Raw genomic sequence first — 16692 nt, 5'->3', positions numbered from 1 at the left:
GGTGCAGCGTTCTATACCAGCGGGATGTTTCGCAGCGGATGACGTGTGCGAGACGGAGGAGGGGAAATTTGCAAAAGGGTTTGCTTGAAGCCGCCATATCGGGGATGAACACGCGCACCAGCCATGCGCAGGTTGTCAACGAACTCGGGCGGGCCATCATTGCCGGCGAGTATCCAGTCGGCAGCACCCTTCCGGGCGACGTGGAGCTGGCCGCGCGCTTCAAGGTTTCGCGAACAGTGCTGCGTGAAGCGATGAAGACGTTGGCCGCAAAGGGCCTTGTCGTGCCGCGCGCGAGGATCGGTACACGCGTGACGCCGAATACCCAGTGGAACCTTTTCGATGGCGATATCCTCACCTGGTATTTCGCCGTGGGCATCGATGAGGAGTTTCTGACCCACCTCTCAGAGGTACGTCTTGGTTTCGAGCCTCACGCAGCGGCCCTTGCGGCGCGTAACGCCACGGAGGCCGATATCAGCCAGATGATGCGGCTTGCCGTCGCCATGGGCGACCCGGAGCATACCGCGGGCTCTATGGCTATGGCGGACCTGAAATTTCATCTGTCTGTACTGGAAGCGTCGGGTAATCCGTTCCTGCGCACGCTGGGCAGCCTTATTGAAGCCGGCCTCGTCGGCGCCTTCACGCTCAGCTCGCCGGCGGAAGATCGCAGCAAGATCAACGATGTCGCTGCCAACCACATCCGTATTGTCGAGGAGATCCACAGGCGGGACGAGGAGGGCGCACGCAGCGCCATGGAGAATGTCATTCGCCTCGGTCGCGAGCGGGTCGTTCAGGCCCTGCGCGACGTGACTTGACCTGACCGAGCCGGCACTGGGCCTCGCACCCGAAGCGCGAGCCTCATTTACGAAGTTTGATCAGTCGTCGTTGCTGGCATTGAGTTCCTCGGGCCGCTTGCCTTCGTCCGTGCTGCGGCTCGTCAGCTGCGCAGCGCCCATGGACTGGTACAGATTGAACAACGCTTCACTCGCGCGCGCGGCCAGGCGGAACCATTCCGGATTTCCCGCAATGGCGGGATGATGCAACAGCTGTTCGTCCACGAGATCAAGCACAATAGAGGTGGTGTGTACCGCCTCATGAAAACCGAAGGAACCCGGTTGGTAATGGGCCATCAGTTCGGACCCCGTAAGACTACGTTCGGAAGCGAGAATATCGAGCTGCTTCAGGCGCTCGTCTTCCAGTTCGATGTCCGAGCTTTCCAGCATGGCATTCTCCCGTTGTCCGTCCATCAGAATACCTCGACGCGTACATAACGGCGCACGATCGACAGCGATCGGTCCGGCTCGATGCGATACGTCTCGAACACCTCGCGGCCACGACGGTCGATGAATTGATGTTCGAACGTGCTGCCAACAGGGGCCTTGGTGAGCTTGGTGCGCGGCTGTGCATGGTAGGTGATGCTTCCCGGGATCGGTTCCAGCGGGATACCGCCAGTCGTGCAACCGGCCAGAACCAGAATAGCAAGCAGGGGAAGGGCAAAACGCTTCATGACAGCACCTCTAGTGCTTCATTCTAACAGATGGCGCGAAGGAAGAAACGGGCAACCGGTGTTGCCCGTTTCTATCGTAAGGTTTTATCAGCCCTGCGGCGTCAAAGTGACGGAGGTGCCGGTCGCGGCGAGGTTGAGACCAAGCTGGCCACTGACGCTGATCGTCTGCAGCTGGATCGAGCCCGACGTTCCTCCAACGAGGATATTTGTGCCGATACCCACGCCAACCGTCGCCTCAGCCGTTGCGCCCTGATACAGGCCACCGAGCGAACCCTGATGGTAGCCGGCCGTCGGCGCGAAAACCGCCCAGATGATTCGGCCCTGGGTGGTGAAGCCAAGATCGACGCCCATCTTGCGGATCACGCCGGAATAAACGTCCTGTTCGCCGTTGCTCGCGCTGAAAACGCAATCGACGCTCTTCGCAGACCCGATCACGTAGCCGACACCACCGCCGACATCGCAGGTCAGCATGCCGATCTTCACGCCGTCACGCGCGCCACGATCGACGTAGACCGGCGCGTTGTCGCGGCCGACCATGTCGGCTGCACCAGCGCTGGTCGCGATGGCCTGCGCCAGCGTCAATGCGAGAACCGTTCCAAGCTTCTTGTTCATTTGTGCACTCCTTCTATCTGGCACGATAATGGCGAGCCCGGCGCATTGGTTCCCGGTCGCGTCGCATCTCATGGCGAAGATCATGGCGGAGTGTGGGCGCGCGGCCTTCCGCACACAGGAAGCGGCGTGGCGTGTCACGCCTTCACTTGTTTCAATCGGGTGAGATGGAAAACAAAAAGGCCGGGGCGAAATCGCACCGACCTTCCTCATCATCGCCTGTTTCGCCAGTGCCAGTACATCCGTGGTCAAAAGCACCAGGCGATGGCGGCATTGCGAGCGGCAGAAGCTTTCCAGCGCTCATCAGCAATGCCGATGGAAGAGATATAGGAGGCTATTGTGGCCAAAACAAGGGGTCGCCGCCAGTTCGATCCTGCCGAAGATCAGAGTGCCGAGTTCTGGTGAGAATGCTCATTGAACACAGGGCGTGCCGCGCCCGACGACTACGCTATAGCGGTCTACCGCCGCACAAGGCGACAATCCGAACCAGATATCGCATCGCGATTCGCAGTGCGCCCCATGCACAGCGCTGACCCAGCAGCGCCTACGAGCTGGGCGATACCAGCCCACGACAGCCCGACTGCTCCAGCGGTTTGAATCGGCGCGACGTACGAAAATTGGGAGGGGCGCATAGCTATGGCCAAAGGGTATCGCTTTATAGCGCGGAATCGGCTTGTGGCGGATGGGGTGGGATTCGAACCCACGGTAGGCTCTCACCTACGCCGGTTTTCAAGACCGGTGCCTTAAACCGCTCGGCCACCCATCCGTGCCGCGGGACGTGTCCCGTTCAAGCGATGCGGCTTTGTAGCAGCTTTGTCCGGCCCGTCAACGGGAGGTGGATGCGTACGCCGCGGCCGGCGCGGCATTCACGAAAAAATACGTTTGTATCACTTCAGTTTGCTGCGGTGAAAATCCCGTAGAGCACCGTGAAAGTGTAGAGCGCAAAGGCTGCGAGGCCGATGCCGCAGATCACCATGACGGCACCTCGGCCTATCTGGAGTTTGCGCTTCTTTTCCCTCGGCGAATCCGCTGACGGTGCAAGGCCGACAGGGGTCTCATTCTTTTCCATGTTGTCCTCACTCGGATTGATTCATTGCGTTCGGCGAAGGCTGGCGCTCCGCTGCGCCGGGCATCCAGAAAACAATGTAGGACCCTGCAAGAAGCAAGGCGATCCCGGAGAGGATGATGACGAACCGGTACATCCCGGCCTTGGCTTTGCGTTCGGTGTCTTTCATGCGAGCCGAACGGCCAAGATTCACGAATGTTCCAGCCATCAAGTCTGAGCGTCCCGCGGTTTTCTGCGCTACCGCAGGATTTCACCCCATGAGGGATTCCATTTCACGCCCTCGACAAGCTCGACATATATCGGCGCTTCGCCCTCGCTGTGAGATGCGGCGAGCTGGAATGCCTTGGCCGGCTCCATCTCTTCGCCTGGGAATATTGTATCGTTCTCGGCGGGATCGGCGATCTTGCGCACATAACCTCTGATCTTGTCGCCCGACGTGTAGAGCTTGACGACGATCGCGTCGGGAACGGATGTGTTCGGGTCGAAAGTTTTGTAATTCATCTGTGTTCTCCCTTTTTCGGGAAATACGCTGATGTCGGAGAAGTTCCCGCTAGGTCAGCCAGCAGAAAATAGGGGCATTCACGGTTATGTCAGTCAAAGTGAGCCTGATTGGCGAAACCAATCCGTCGGCCCTTGATTTGATCCAGGTGACTGGATGAAAGGAGACCGGTGTGAGCAATTCTCGACAGCTGGAAGCGCGTTTTCTCGACAACAGCGAGAAGCAACTGGTGGACTCGTCGCATCACCCCGATGTCGGCGATCTGTCCGACCGGGAACTGGCGGATCTGAGGCGAAATCTTCGCGAAAGACGCAACCGTGCCCGGGACATTGCAAATCGCCAGCGGCGTGAAATACGCGGCAAGGGCGCACCCAGAGGCGGGTCCCGTGTCTCAGAAGATGCCGGCAGCCGCGAAAAGCTGAGCGTGCTGTCTTCGGCCCTTCAGCGCGTCAACAATGAGACGTCGCGTCGAGAGCGCTTTTGCTCGCGGCAGGCATTGAAGAACAATGCGGAGCGCGCACTGGAAATGCGTCGCGCGGCCAGCCGACCGAGGCGTCCAAAATCACGTCGTGCCGATAAGGGTATGCACGCGGTGCCAAACGAGCGCGCCCCCGATCTGGTGAACCGGATGGAGGTCGGTCGTGTATCGCAGTTTGTGAAGGACAGCCAGGCGCGGAAAGATAATCGCCAGGGCTGAGCCTGGCCGTTGAGTCAAAAAAAGCCCGTCACGGTTTTCTGCCGTGCGGGCGTCTTGGCACACGATATAAATGGCGACCCCTGCAGGGCTCGAACCTGCGACATTCTGCTTAGAAGGCAGATGCTCTATCCAGCTGAGCTAAGGGGCCGTCGGGACCTCAATGGGTCCAAGGCTGCATGCGGTTGAAGCGGAAATTGTCCGGATAGGCCACGCGCTTGCGCGTCGCTTCCTTCGGCTCGATCACGCGGTATTCGATGCCGTTGCGCTCGGCATACGCGACCGCTTCCTCGCTGGTTTCAAAGGTCAGCTTGACCTGCTGGTACATGTCGCCGGAACTCGTATACCCCATGATGGGGTCGATCGTCCGCGGCTTCTCGGCATCGAATTCCAGAACCCAGAGGTTGGTCTTGGCCTTGCCCGACTGCATCGCGGTCTTGGCGGGACGATAGATCTTTGCGGTCATCGACGTGGCTCCAGAATTCGCGCATCGCGGCGCGACGATCCGCCGGCGAGCTTGAGAAAATGCATAATCCGGTTTGCTTGAGGGAACAATGACCGGAACAACAGACTGCGCCTAAAGGCGAACCGCAGACAGGCCGAGCGGAACGATTCGAAACCGAACATGTCGTTTGTTTTCCACGACAATCTCGTCTCGATCCCATGCCCGCTCGGTTGCCATTCAGGCGCAATTTGCAAGCGTTGATATAGCCGCGAATATATGGGCTGACAACCTCGTCGATACCCAATCTTCAGCGCAATTCCGGGCGATTCGTGACGGCATCCGCCCGGTGTTTCGATGCAAGGGCGTCAGCCTGCCTGCGACAGGTCCCCCATGCGGTTCCATGCATCCAGGCCGGCGATCTTGTAGGCTTCGGCGAGCGTGGGGTAATTGAAGGTGTTCTCGACGAAATACTCGACGGTGCCCTTCAGGTTCAGCACGGCCTGGCCGATATGAACCAGTTCGGTCGCCCCTTCGCCGACAATGTGCACGCCGAGAAGGCGGCGGGTCTTCAGGGAGAAGATCATTTTCAGCAGGCCGGAGTTGAGGCCCATGATGTGGCCGCGCGAGGTCTCGCGGAAGCGCGCCATGCCGCATTCATAGGGAATACCGCGCTCCTTCACCTCTTCCTCGGTCAGTCCGCAGGTGGAGATTTCCGGCACGGCATAGATGCCGTAGGGGAAGTATTTCGGTGGTTCCTTCGCGATGGCCCCGACGGCGACGCGGGCGGCGATGCGGCCCTGCTCCATCGAGGTCGAGGCAAGTGCGGGAAAGCCAACCACGTCGCCGGCGGCGTAGATGTGCGGCACGTCGGTCTGGAAGGTTTCCGGGTTGACGCTGAGGCGGCCGCGCGAGTCGGCTGTGAGACCGGCAGCGGCGAGGTTCAGGCTATCTGTGGCGCCGACGCGGCCGGCGGCATAAAGCACCATGTCGCAGGTGACATGGCGCCCGTTGTCCAGCGTGATCTCGCACTTGCCGTTGGACAGCTTCTCAACCTTCTCGGCCTTCTGGCCAAGGATCAGCTTCATGTTGCGGTCACGCAGATCATGGACGAACTCCTCGATGATCTCCTTGTCGATGAAATCGAGGATGGTCGCCTTGGGATCGATGACAGTGACCTGCGTGTCGAGCGCAGAAAAGATCGTGGCATATTCGATGCCGATGACGCCCGCACCGATCACGGCCATCGAGCGCGGCAGTTCCTGGATGTCGAGCAGTTCATCGCTGTCGAGCACACTCACGCCGTCAAACGGAATGCTTTCCGGGCGGTAGGGCTTCGTGCCGACGGCCAGCATGATGCTTTTCGCCTGGACATGGATGGTCTCGCCGTCATCCTTGGCGATCTCCATCGTATCCGGTGTCACGAACGTCGCCTTGCCGCGAATGTGCTGCACGCGGTTGCGGGCGAACTGGTGCTCCAGAACCTCCACCTCGTGATCGAGCGTGATGAGCAGGCGGCGGCGCAGGTCGTCCGCACTGATCTCCTGCTTTACGCGATAGGCGCGGCCGTAAAAGCCGCGCTCGCGCCAACCCGAGAGGTTCAGTGCGGTCTCACGAAGGGTTTTGGAGGGGATGGTGCCAGTGTGCACGGAAACGCCGCCGACGCGTTTGCCCTGTTCGATGACGAGAACCTTTCGTCCGAGCTTGGCTGCCTGGATGGCGCCACGGCGGCCTGCCGGCCCGCTGCCCACGACGACGAGATCGAATTCCTGCATGAAAGATAGCCCCAGTCCTGTGCGGGAAGAATCATATTGCATTGCAGCAATTGTCTTCGCCTAGTCAATTTCGTCAACCGAATGTGGCAGCAAACCGTTTCAATCGGATGAAAGCTTGATTATCCGATTTCGGAATTCACATAAGTCTCAAGCCCTTGAGACTGACATGCCCATCCTTGCCGATGATGATGTGATCATGCACCGTGATACCAAGCGGACGGGCCGTTTCGACGATCGTCTTCGTCATGTCAATGTCCGCCCGCGAGGGTGTCGGGTCGCCCGAAGGATGATTGTGGACAAGGATAATGGCTGTAGCCGAGAGTTCGAGCGCGCGGCGCACCACCTCGCGCGGATAAACCGGGGTGTGATCCACAGTGCCGCGGCCCTGCACCTCGTCGGCGATCAGCGTGTTGCGCTTGTCCAGGAAGAGGATCCGAAATTGTTCGCGCGGCTCATGCGCCATGGCGGCATGGCAGTACTGGATGACCGAGGACCAGGAGGCGAGCACCGTCTTGTCGCGGATCTCGCTCTTCAGCGTGCGCTGGGCAACGGCGGCGATGAGCTTGATATCGAGCGCGACCGTTTCTCCGATGCCGCTGACTTCCTGGAGCAGGGCGGGCGTCGCGCCGAAGACGCCGGAAAGAGTACCGAACCTGCTGAGCAGCGCTTTGGCAACCGGTTTGGTGTCGCGGCGGGGAATGAGGCGAAAGAGGAGGAGTTCGAGGATTTCGTAGTCGGCGAGCGCGGTGTCGCCGCTTTCACGAAAACGAAGACGCAGACGGTCACGGTGCCCGTGGTAGTGCTTCTCTTCAGGTTCGGCCGTGGCAGCGGGCACTGCGGTCCGCGCCGGTCGCTCCGAAAAATATCCTCGCTCGTCAGTGTCGTCGAAAAGATCGCCGGCAGGGCGCGCTTTGTCCTCCTTTCTGGCGGAGGGGGGCTGGTCGATACGGCCGCGCGATCCCTTCATGGCGATCCTTAAGTGGGCAGACCCGGGCGGTCGAGGCCGCCGGGCGACAGTGTAAATATCTCGCATCCGTCAGCGGTGACACCGACAGTATGCTCGTACTGTGCCGACAGCGAGCGGTCGCGCGTCACGGCGGTCCAGCCGTCGGAGAGCACCTTCACATGCGGGCGGCCAAGGTTGATCATCGGTTCGATCGTAAAGATCATGCCTTCGCGAATTTCCGGACCTTCGTTCGCCCGCCCGTAATGCAGGATGTTCGGCGCGTCGTGAAACAGCCGGCCGACGCCATGGCCGCAGAAATCCCGCACGACCGAGCAGCGCTCGGCCTCGGCGTGAGCCTGGATCGCTTCGCCGATCGCGCCTGTGCGGGCGCCCGGCTTCACGGCGGCGATGCCGCGCATCAGGCATTCGTGGGTGACTTCGAGCAGCCGCTCGGCCGCCCGCTTGATCTCGCCGACGGGATACATGCGGCTGGAATCGCCGTGCCAGCCATCGAGAATGTAGGTGACGTCGATGTTCACCACATCGCCTTCGCGCATCGGCTTGTCGTTGGGAATGCCGTGACAGACCACGTGGTTGATCGAGGTGCAGGTCGATTTCGTATAGCCGCGATAATTGAGCGTGGCAGGCAGCGCTCCATTGTCCATGCCGAACTCGAAGACGAAGCGGTCGATCACGTCGGTCGCGACGCCGGGCTTCACCAGCGGATAGAGTTCGTCAAGGCAGCGCGCCGTCAACTGACAGGCCTTGCGCATGCCCTCGAAGGCCTCCGCATCGTAAAGACGGATGACGCCCGTGTTCTTCAACGGCGCCGCCGACGCTTCAATATAAGTCACCATGGTCCAGCTTTCTTCATTCTCCAGCGACCGTCATAAAACAGCGGCACCGGGTTCGTCCATGGCGATCGATGCCACAGGCCGGATTTGCGAGGTTGTAACCGCACATTTGACCGCATAGGCCTCAACGCCACGGGACAGTGCACGCTGGAAACCGGTCGCGTAGAAGGGGTCGAGGTCGGCGCAAATGCGAAAGCGGTCGCAATCCTCGCGCTGAACGAGATAGAGCATGATCGCGCGAAAGCCGGCTTCGGCCATGTCCCCAAGCTCTTCCAGATGCTTCGCGCCACGCGCCGTCACTGTATCGGGAAATTCAGCAAGCCCCGCAGCACGGCGGAAATGCACGTTCTTGACTTCGACATAGGCTGGCGGCCGCGTGTCGCCCGACAGCAGGATATCGATGCGCGAGTTGCGGCCGTACTTCTTCTCTCGTTCGATCAGCGGATAGGTCGCGAGGTCGGAAACGAGACCGGCATGGATCGCCTCTTCCGCCAGACGGTTCGGCAGGCCGGTGTTGATGCCAACGACGGTGTCGTCCGCTTCCACAAGCTCCAGCCGGTGGCGATGTTTTCGCGTGGGACTGTCGCTTGTCGACATCCATATGCGCGATCCCGGCGCGGTGAGGCCGCGCATCGAGCCGGTATTCGGGCAAGAGCCGGTAATCGCCGACCCGTCATCGAGGATGGCGTCGAACAGGAAGCGCTTGTAACGCTGCACGAGGGTGCCGGGGATGAGCGGCGGATCGAATTTCATTGCTGGATGAGTTCGTCAGGCACGCACACGCACATAGGAGCCGGGCGCTTCCTCGATGGAGTTCATGCTGCCGCCGGTCTTGCGGGCCGGTACCATGCGGTCGTCCTCGTCTTTGATCCATGCATCCCAGTGTGTCCACCACGAGCCGGGGGTTTCTTTCGCCTTCTTGACCCAGGTATCGAAGTCGCCTTTTGCCGGCCCGCCCGTCCAGTATTGATACTTGTTCTTGTCGGGCGGGTTGACGACGCCGGCGATGTGGCCGGAGCCTGCCATGACATAGGTTACCTTGCCGCCGAACAACTGGCTGCCGACGAAAACCGATTTCGCCGGCGCGATATGGTCTTCCTTCGTGGCGAGATTGTAGATCGGGATCTTCACGTCCTTCAGCGAAATCGTCTTGCCTGCAAGCACCATCTCGCCCTTGCTCAGCGTATTGTTGAGATAACAATTTCGAAGATAAAACGAGTGGTTGGCGGCAGGCATTCGTGTGGAATCTGAATTCCAGTACAGCAGGTCGAAGGGCATGGGATCCTGGCCCTTCAGGTAGTTGTTCACAAAATAGGGCCAGATCAGTTCGGAGGCGCGCAGCATGTTGAAGGCCGTCGCCATCTTGGAGCCATCGAGATAGCCCGTGGCCTGCATGCCGCGCTCGATGAGGTCGATCTGCTCCTCGTCCGCGAAGACCTTGAGGTCTCCCGCGTAGGTGAAGTCGACCTGCGTGGTGAACAGCGTCGCGCTGCGGATGCGCTTGTCGCCCTCCTTGGCATGCAGCGCCAGCGTCGCCGCCAGCAACGTGCCGCCCACGCAATAGCCGATGGCGTTGACCTCATCTTCGCCGGTGGCCTGCTTGATCGTATCGAGCGCGAAGCCGATGCCCTCGCGGGCATAGGCCTCCCAATCCTTGCCGGCATGCCGTTCGTCCGGGTTCACCCACGAAATAACGAAAACCGTATGGCCCTGGTCGACCGCCCATTTGATGAAGGATTTCGCGGGATTAAGGTCGAGAATGTAAAACTTGTTGATCCACGGCGGGCAGATGAGGAGAGGGCGCTTCAGGACCTCCTTCGTCGATGCGTCGTACTGGATGACCTGACAGACGTCGCTCTGCGCCAGAACCTTGCCTGGCGTCAGCGCCATGTTCTCGCCAATGGCGAACTTGCTGGTATCGGTCTGGCGCATCTTCAGGTCGCCGCGACCCGCCGCTATGTCTTCCGCGAGCATCTTCATGCCGCGCACGAGGTTCGCGCCGCTCGAGGCGACGGTTTCACGATAGAGTTGCGGATTGGTGGTCACGAAATTCGAGGGCGAAACGGCGCTCGCGATCTGCTTCACGTAGAAGGCCGCCTTGTGACGCGTGTGCTCGTCCAGGCCCTCGGCGTCGGTCACGAGTTTCTCCGCCCAGTCCGATGTCACGAAATAGGCCTGCCGCAGGAAGTCGAAGAAGGGGTTCTTCACCCAATCCTCGTCGGCGAAACGTTTGTCCTTGGCGTGGAGATCGGGCCCAGCCGCGGCATCTTCCCCGCCCATCCGGCTGAGCGTGCGCGACCAGATGTTAAAGTAGCTGCCCAGCAGCATGGTCTGCGCTTCCAGCGTCCGGCGCGGGTCGGCCATCCAGTATTCGGAGACCTTTGAGAGGGTCTTGACCATGTCGACCATCGGTTCGGAGACGGTATCGACCTTCGCACCGCTTTCGCGCGGTGCAAGCCAGGCGGAGGCGGCCTTGCCGAGTTGCTCGACCATGCGGGCGAGATTGACCGTCAGCGCCTCGGGGTCCTTGAGGACATAAGGTTCGATCGTTGCGGGATCGAAAGGCTGAAAACCGGGCTTTTCGCCGGCGGCATCGCGTTCACCCGCTTTGCTGTCCTGCGCCATGCTTTCCTCCCGGTTTTATTGTGTCGTTTTGCATTTTTACATTCTCTGCGAAACAGATTACAAGGGCCTGACAGCCTTTCGCGGCACGATACGGAACCCGTCGTTTCGACAGGAGCATACAGCCATATGGCGTTCGAATTCAGGCGCTTGAGCGTCGTCCTTCTCATGGCCGCCCTTCCGGTGGCTTTTGGCTCCTGCAGCTCGACAGCGCGGGATCCCTCGGTCAATGCCGGTGCCAACCGCGCGGACGTCTATCCGGACATCACGGCCATCGTCAGCGCCGAGACGCAGCAGATGACCGACGAGGAGGCCGCCACGAACAGCGAGAGCCTGACGGCGCTTGCGAAACGGCGCAGCGCCGGCCAGATTTCTGATGCCGAATACCGTCGCCAGCTCGCCGAGCTGCAGGCACTGCGCGACAACCACGGCAAGGCAACGCTGTCCGAGATCGAAGGCACGAATTAACGCTTGCGTTTCTTGCCGTTTGGCAGCAAAGCGAAAGGCGGCCCAAGGGCCGCCGGCGCGGGCGAAGCGTGTTCAATTCGAACGTTTTCGCCGCTGCATGATTCCTTGAATCGCGCACGATCCAAGGACAAAATTATGCGGCAATTGAAATGCTACTGCACCGTCTGCGCGCCAATTGTGGCGCGCAGACGGTGCAGTAGCGCCGGTTGATCGAATCGCGCGGGGTTTGCTCAGGCCAAGCCGGAGAAGGGCGCCGCGCCCAACGGGGTTGAAGATGGAAGAGTTTCACAAGGTCCGGCGTCTGCCGCCATATGTTTTCGAACAGGTCAACCGTTTGAAAGCAAGCGCGCGAGCGGGTGGTGCCGACATCATCGACCTTGGCATGGGCAATCCCGATCTGCCGACGCCCAAGGCGATCGTCGACAAGCTCTGCGAAGTCGTCCAGGATCCGCGCACGCATCGCTACTCCTCTTCCAAGGGCATTCCGGGCCTTCGCCGTGCGCAAGCCGCCTACTACGCCCGCCGCTTCGGCGTGAAGCTGAACCCGGAGACGCAGGTCGTCGCCACGCTCGGCTCCAAGGAAGGCTTTGCGAACATGGCGCAGGCGATCACCGCGCCCGGCGACGTGATTCTTTGCCCGAACCCGACCTATCCGATCCACGCCTTCGGCTTCCTGATGGCGGGCGGTGTCATCCGCTCCATGTCCGTCGAGCCCGACGAGAGCTTTTTCCCGCCGCTCGAGCGCGCTGTGCGCCATTCGATCCCGAAGCCGCTGGCGCTGATCATCAACTACCCGTCGAACCCGACGGCACATGTGGCCACGCTCGATTTCTACAAGGACGTCATCGCGTTTGCGCGCAAGCACGACATCATCGTGCTGTCGGACCTTGCCTATTCGGAAATCTACTTTGACGACAACGCGCCGCCGCCGTCCGTTTTGGAAGTGCCCGGTGCCATGGACGTGACGGTGGAGTTCACCTCCATGTCCAAGACCTTCTCCATGCCGGGCTGGCGCATGGGTTTTGCCGTCGGCAATGAACGGCTGATCGCCGCGCTGACGCGCGTGAAGTCCTATCTCGACTACGGCGCCTTCACGCCGATCCAGGTTGCGGCCACACATGCGCTGAACGGCGACGGCTCCGACATTGCGGAAGTGCGCAACGTCTACAAGCGTCGCCGCGACGTAATGGTCGACACCTTCGGCAAGGCCGGCTTCGAGGTTCCGCCGCCGGCGGCCACCATGTTCGCCTGGGCGAAGATCCCGGAAAAGTTCCGCCATCTCGGTTCGCTGGAATTCTCCAAGCTGCTCGTCGAAAAGGCGGATGTGGCAGTTGCGCCTGGCGTCGGCTTCGGCGAGATGGGCGATGATTATGTGCGCCTCGCGCTCGTCGAGAACGAGCACCGCATCCGCCAGGCGGCGCGCAATATCAAGAAGTTCCTGTCGACGGCCGACGAGACGATGCACAACGTTATCTCGCTCAACGCCCATCGCTGAAATCCACCCTCCGCGGTCTGCGGAGGGTCTGTTCCAAAACGTTAGGACATGACCATGGCTGATGCCCTGAAGATCGGCATTGCGGGCTTGGGAACCGTTGGTGCCTCGCTCGCGAAGATTCTCGTCGAACGCAGGGACATGCTCACCACGACGTGCGGTCGCCCGATCGAGATCGTCGCGGTGACGGCCCGCACCAAGGGACGTGACCGTGGCATCGATCTTTCCGTAGCTGAATGGTTCGACGATGCGGTCGACCTTGTGCGCGATGCGAAGATCGACGTCTTCGTCGAGCTGATGGGCGGGGCAGGCGACCCGGCGCTCGCGGCGGTGAAAGCCGCGCTGTCACGCGGCGTCCATGTCGTCACCGCCAACAAGGCGCTGCTCGCCGCCCATGGCGTCGAGCTTGCAGGCATCGCCGAGAAGAACGGCTGCATTATGAATTACGAGGCGGCGGTCGCGGGCGGCATCCCGGTCATCAAGGCTTTGCGGGAATCGCTGACTGGCAACACGATCTCGCGCGTCTACGGCATCATGAACGGCACCTGCAACTACATCCTTACCAAGATGGAGAAGGAAGGCCTGTCCTTCGAGGCGTGCCTCAAGGAAGCCCAGCGCCTCGGTTACGCCGAAGCCGATCCGGCCTTCGACATCGAGGGCAACGACACCGCCCACAAGCTCTCGATCCTGACGACGCTGGCCTTCGGTACGAAGATCGCGGCTGATGACATCTATCTCGAAGGCATCACCAACATCTCCATAGACGACATCCGCGCGGCGGCCGATCTCGGCTATCGCATCAAGCTCCTGGGCGTTGCACAAAAGACTGATACGGGCGTAGAGCAGCGTGTTCATCCGACCATGGTGCCGCTCGACAGCGTCATTGCGCAGGTGGATGGTGTGACGAATGCTGTCGCGATCGAATCGGACATCCTCGGCGAACTGCTGATGGTCGGTCCTGGTGCCGGCGGCAACGCCACGGCTTCCGCTGTGCTGGGCGACATTGCCGATATCGCAAAGAGCCGTCCCGGCGCGCAGACCGTTCCGGCACTCGGACGCCCGGCCGGCGCACTTTCCCCCTACAAGCGCGCGCAGATCCGCAAGCATCACGGCGGCTACTTCATCCGCCTGTCGGTCGAGGATCGCACCGGCGTCTTCGCCAGCATCGCCAAGCATATGGCGGAGAACGGTATCTCGCTCGAATCCATCGTGCAGCGTGCGCAGTCCACGGCCGAATCGACGGATCCGAAGACCATCATCCTCGTGACCCATGCGACGATGGAGGATTCCGTCCGCAAGGCCGTGGCATCGGTCAAGGCCGAGGGCTATCTGGTCGGCGAACCGCAGGTGATTCGTATCGAGCGTCCGAAGACGGCCTGATTATCGCTGACCGCATTTCGGGACGGACTGGCTCGTCACTATAACCTTCTTCCGGCAACGAACGAGGGATTTGCCCCACGTTCTGTTTGGGGGCTTGGGGAAATTGGCGCGGTACTCTTCCTTCTTCCCTCTTACGGGGAGAAGGTGGTCGGCAGGCCGGGTGAGTGAGTGCAGGCCTTCCGATGCAGGGGCGTAAAACGACCGGAGCCGCGATGAGCATGTTGGAAAACGCCGATCCCGTCACCCGCGCCTTTCTCGGTGTCGAGCGCTCTGCGACCGGGCAGCGCTGGATGGCGCGGCTCGATCAGGCGGGAGAAAACCGCGCACTGGCGATGAGCCAGACCCACGGCCTGCCGGACCTGATCAGCCGGGTGCTGGCTGGTCGCGGCGTACCGTTTGAAAACGCGCTCGAATTTCTGGACCCGACATTGCGCCGGCTGATGCCGGAACCCTATAGCCTGTTGGACTGTGAAGCGGCCACCGAGCGGCTGGCGCGCGCCATTGCCAATCGGGAGCGCGTGGCGATCTTCGGCGATTACGATGTCGATGGGGCATCCTCGTCCGCACTGCTTTACCGTTTCCTCGTGCATTTCGGCATCGAGGCCGAAATCTACATTCCCGACCGTATCTTCGAAGGTTATGGCCCCAATCCGACGGCGATCGGCCAGTTGATCGAACGCGGCGCACAACTGATAGTGACAGTCGATTGTGGCTCAACCAGCCACGAGTCGCTTGCCGTGGCGCGCGAACGCGGCGTGGATGTCGTGGTGATCGACCACCATCAGGTGGGTGTGGACCTGCCGCCCGCGCTTGCCCTGGTCAATCCGAACCGTGAAGACGATCTATCGGGGCAGGGGCACCTGTCGGCAGCGGGCGTCGTCTTCCTCGTGCTGGTCGCCCTGCAGCGGCTTCTGCGAGGGCGTGGCGATGCCCGTGCGGGGACGTTCGATCTTCTGTCCATGCTCGATATCGTCGCGCTGTCGACGGTTTGCGATGTCGTACCGCTCAAGGGCCTGAACCGTGCCTATGTCGTAAAGGGCCTCGTCGCCGCCCGTCATCTTGGTAACGCGGGATTGACTGCGTTGCTCAAGCAGGCCGGCATCGGCGGGCCCGTAACCCCCTATCATCTCGGCTTCCTCGTCGGCCCCCGCATCAATGCCGGCGGGCGCATCGGGGACGCGGCGCTCGGTAGCCGGCTCCTCACCATCGATGAGCCCGGCGAGGCCGAGCGCATCGCCCGCCAACTGGACGAACTCAACCGCGAGCGTCAGGCGATGGAGGCGGCCATGCTGGCGGAGGCGGAGGCAGAGGCGCAGGCGGAATACGGCACAGGAGAGAACGCTTCCGTGATCATCACCGCCCGCGAGGGCTGGCATCCCGGCGTCGTCGGCCTGCTTGCCTCCCGTCTCAAGGACCGATTACGACGACCGGCCTTCGCCATCGCCTTCGATCCATCCGGCAAGGGTACGGGCTCAGGCCGCTCGATCAGCGGGTTCGATCTTGGGCGCATGGTGCGTGCGGCAGTGGATGAGGGCATTCTTGTCAAGGGCGGTGGGCATGCCATGGCGGCAGGCCTCACCGTGGAGCGCGCCAACCTTGGCCGGCTGCGCAGTTTCTTCGAGGAGCGTGCCGAGCGTGTCGTGCGCGATCTCGTGGCGGTTGAAACGCTGAAGATCGACGGCGCGCTCAGCGCCAGCGGCGCGACGCTCGCGCTTGCCGATCAGCTGGAACAGGCGGGCCCCTACGGGTCCGGACATCCGCAGCCGATCTTCGCCCTGCCGGCGCATCGGATCCGCGATGTGCGACCCGTCGGCGTCAACCACTTGCGTGTCAGCCTGGAAGGCCCTGATGGCGGCCGTCTCGACGCCATGGCGTTCCGTGCGGCGGAAGCCGATCTCGGTCTTTTCCTGATGAAGGAACGCGGGCAGGCGGTGCATTTCGCCGGCACGCTTTCGGCCGACAGCTGGCAGGGCAACCGCCGCATACAGTTTCGTATTCTGGATGCCGCAAAGGCATTCTGAGGCAGCTGTTTGTGGAAATATGGGAGAGGACCGTGGCACGCCCTAGGGGAGTCGAACCCCTCTTTTCAGAATGAAAATCTGACGTCCTAACCGATAGACGAAGGGCGCGTGCGGTGGGCGTCTTCTAATCAGCACAGCGGATTCGTGCAAGCCCTAAATGCAGGATTTTTCTATTTTTCTTGCCCTCAAACAAAGACCGCAGAGCGAGCTCGAACAAGGAACGAAAAGTTTCTGAGGGGAAGAACCGTGGCACGCCCTAGGGGAGTCGAACCCCTCTTTTCAGAATGAAAATCTGACGTCCTAACCGATAGACGAAGGGC

At 61.2% G+C, this 16692-nt stretch carries 18 protein-coding genes and 4 tRNA genes; 6 read left to right on the top strand and 16 right to left on the bottom strand.

Annotated features, from left to right (window positions below):
• Positions 1–104: 104 nt before the first annotated feature.
• Positions 105–812, top strand: coding sequence for a FadR/GntR family transcriptional regulator (locus MKI86_RS00795; RefSeq protein WP_241597719.1), 708 nt, complete (start codon positions 105–107; stop codon positions 810–812).
• 60 nt (positions 813–872) lie between these two features.
• On the opposite strand, the gene MKI86_RS00790 is transcribed toward MKI86_RS00795, so the two are convergent.
• The 7 genes from MKI86_RS00790 to MKI86_RS00760 form a co-directional block, all read right to left on the bottom strand.
• Positions 873–1220, bottom strand: coding sequence for a hypothetical protein (locus MKI86_RS00790; protein ID WP_241595877.1), 348 nt, complete (start codon positions 1218–1220; stop codon positions 873–875).
• 23 nt (positions 1221–1243) lie between these two features.
• Positions 1244–1504 (bottom strand): hypothetical protein, encoded by a 261-nt coding sequence (locus MKI86_RS00785; protein WP_241595874.1) that lies wholly within the window; start codon positions 1502–1504, stop codon positions 1244–1246.
• 87 nt (positions 1505–1591) lie between these two features.
• The gene (locus MKI86_RS00780; protein WP_241595871.1) at positions 1592–2116 is read right to left on the bottom strand and encodes a DUF992 domain-containing protein; all 525 of its coding nucleotides are present in this window, start codon (positions 2114–2116) and stop codon (positions 1592–1594) included.
• A gap of 673 nt (positions 2117–2789) precedes the next feature.
• A tRNA-Ser gene (locus MKI86_RS00775) sits at positions 2790–2879 on the bottom strand.
• A 126-nt stretch (positions 2880–3005) separates the two neighbouring features.
• Entirely contained in the window at positions 3006–3182 is a 177-nt protein-coding gene (locus MKI86_RS00770) for a hypothetical protein (protein ID WP_241595868.1), read from the bottom strand.
• A gap of 7 nt (positions 3183–3189) precedes the next feature.
• Complete coding sequence (locus MKI86_RS00765; protein ID WP_241595865.1) at positions 3190–3387, bottom strand: hypothetical protein; 198 nt, start codon at positions 3385–3387, stop codon at positions 3190–3192.
• A 29-nt stretch (positions 3388–3416) separates the two neighbouring features.
• Positions 3417–3680, bottom strand: a complete 264-nt coding sequence (locus MKI86_RS00760) for a hypothetical protein (RefSeq protein WP_241595863.1) — start codon at positions 3678–3680, stop codon at positions 3417–3419.
• 170 nt (positions 3681–3850) lie between these two features.
• Between MKI86_RS00760 and MKI86_RS00755 the strand changes: the two genes are divergently transcribed.
• Positions 3851–4375 carry a hypothetical protein gene (locus tag MKI86_RS00755; RefSeq protein WP_241595860.1) on the top strand — a complete coding sequence of 175 codons (525 nt, stop codon included), beginning with the start codon at positions 3851–3853 and terminating at the stop codon, positions 4373–4375.
• Between the two features lie 71 nt (positions 4376–4446).
• Here MKI86_RS00755 and MKI86_RS00750 read toward each other — a convergent pair.
• The 7 genes from MKI86_RS00750 to phaC all read right to left on the bottom strand — a co-directional run bounded on the left by MKI86_RS00750 (position 4447) and on the right by phaC (position 11014).
• Positions 4447–4523: transfer RNA gene (locus MKI86_RS00750), tRNA-Arg, on the bottom strand.
• Between the two features lie 9 nt (positions 4524–4532).
• Positions 4533–4838, bottom strand: coding sequence for an ETC complex I subunit (locus MKI86_RS00745; RefSeq protein WP_241595857.1), 306 nt, complete (start codon positions 4836–4838; stop codon positions 4533–4535).
• A gap of 344 nt (positions 4839–5182) precedes the next feature.
• Entirely contained in the window at positions 5183–6589 is a 1407-nt protein-coding gene (sthA, locus tag MKI86_RS00740; protein WP_241595854.1) for a Si-specific NAD(P)(+) transhydrogenase, read from the bottom strand.
• 136 nt (positions 6590–6725) lie between these two features.
• Complete coding sequence (gene radC / locus MKI86_RS00735) at positions 6726–7556, bottom strand: RadC family protein (RefSeq protein ID WP_241595851.1); 831 nt, start codon at positions 7554–7556, stop codon at positions 6726–6728.
• 8 nt (positions 7557–7564) lie between these two features.
• Positions 7565–8392 carry a type I methionyl aminopeptidase gene (map, locus tag MKI86_RS00730; RefSeq protein ID WP_241595848.1) on the bottom strand — a complete coding sequence of 276 codons (828 nt, stop codon included), beginning with the start codon at positions 8390–8392 and terminating at the stop codon, positions 7565–7567.
• Between the two features lie 30 nt (positions 8393–8422).
• Positions 8423–9142, bottom strand: coding sequence for a DNA/RNA nuclease SfsA (gene sfsA / locus MKI86_RS00725; protein ID WP_241595845.1), 720 nt, complete (start codon positions 9140–9142; stop codon positions 8423–8425).
• A gap of 15 nt (positions 9143–9157) precedes the next feature.
• A complete protein-coding gene (phaC, locus tag MKI86_RS00720; RefSeq protein WP_241595842.1) occupies positions 9158–11014 on the bottom strand; it encodes a poly(3-hydroxyalkanoate) polymerase subunit PhaC in 1857 nt (618 codons plus the stop codon).
• A gap of 126 nt (positions 11015–11140) precedes the next feature.
• On the opposite strand from phaC, the gene MKI86_RS00715 reads away from it, so the two are divergent.
• The 4 genes from MKI86_RS00715 (at position 11141) to recJ (ending at position 16372) form a co-directional block, all read left to right on the top strand.
• Positions 11141–11479 (top strand): hypothetical protein, encoded by a 339-nt coding sequence (locus tag MKI86_RS00715; RefSeq protein WP_241595838.1) that lies wholly within the window; start codon positions 11141–11143, stop codon positions 11477–11479.
• A 274-nt stretch (positions 11480–11753) separates the two neighbouring features.
• On the top strand, positions 11754–12974 hold the full coding sequence (locus MKI86_RS00710) for an LL-diaminopimelate aminotransferase (RefSeq protein WP_160872285.1): 1221 nt from the start codon (positions 11754–11756) through the stop codon (positions 12972–12974).
• Positions 12975–13028: 54 nt separating this feature from the next.
• On the top strand, positions 13029–14351 hold the full coding sequence (locus tag MKI86_RS00705) for a homoserine dehydrogenase (protein WP_241595835.1): 1323 nt from the start codon (positions 13029–13031) through the stop codon (positions 14349–14351).
• 212 nt (positions 14352–14563) lie between these two features.
• Positions 14564–16372: a single-stranded-DNA-specific exonuclease RecJ gene (gene recJ / locus MKI86_RS00700; RefSeq protein WP_241595832.1), complete on the top strand. Its 1809-nt coding sequence runs from the start codon at positions 14564–14566 to the stop codon at positions 16370–16372.
• Between the two features lie 33 nt (positions 16373–16405).
• Here recJ and MKI86_RS00695 read toward each other — a convergent pair.
• Together MKI86_RS00695 and MKI86_RS00690 are read right to left on the bottom strand one after the other, a co-directional pair.
• Positions 16406–16480 (bottom strand) — tRNA-Glu (locus MKI86_RS00695).
• Between the two features lie 139 nt (positions 16481–16619).
• Positions 16620–16692, bottom strand: a tRNA-Glu gene (locus MKI86_RS00690).

This window comes from Shinella sedimenti (assembly GCF_022601905.1).
GTDB lineage: Bacteria > Pseudomonadota > Alphaproteobacteria > Rhizobiales > Rhizobiaceae > Shinella > Shinella sedimenti.
This window is presented reverse-complemented; position numbering and strand designations above follow the sequence as displayed.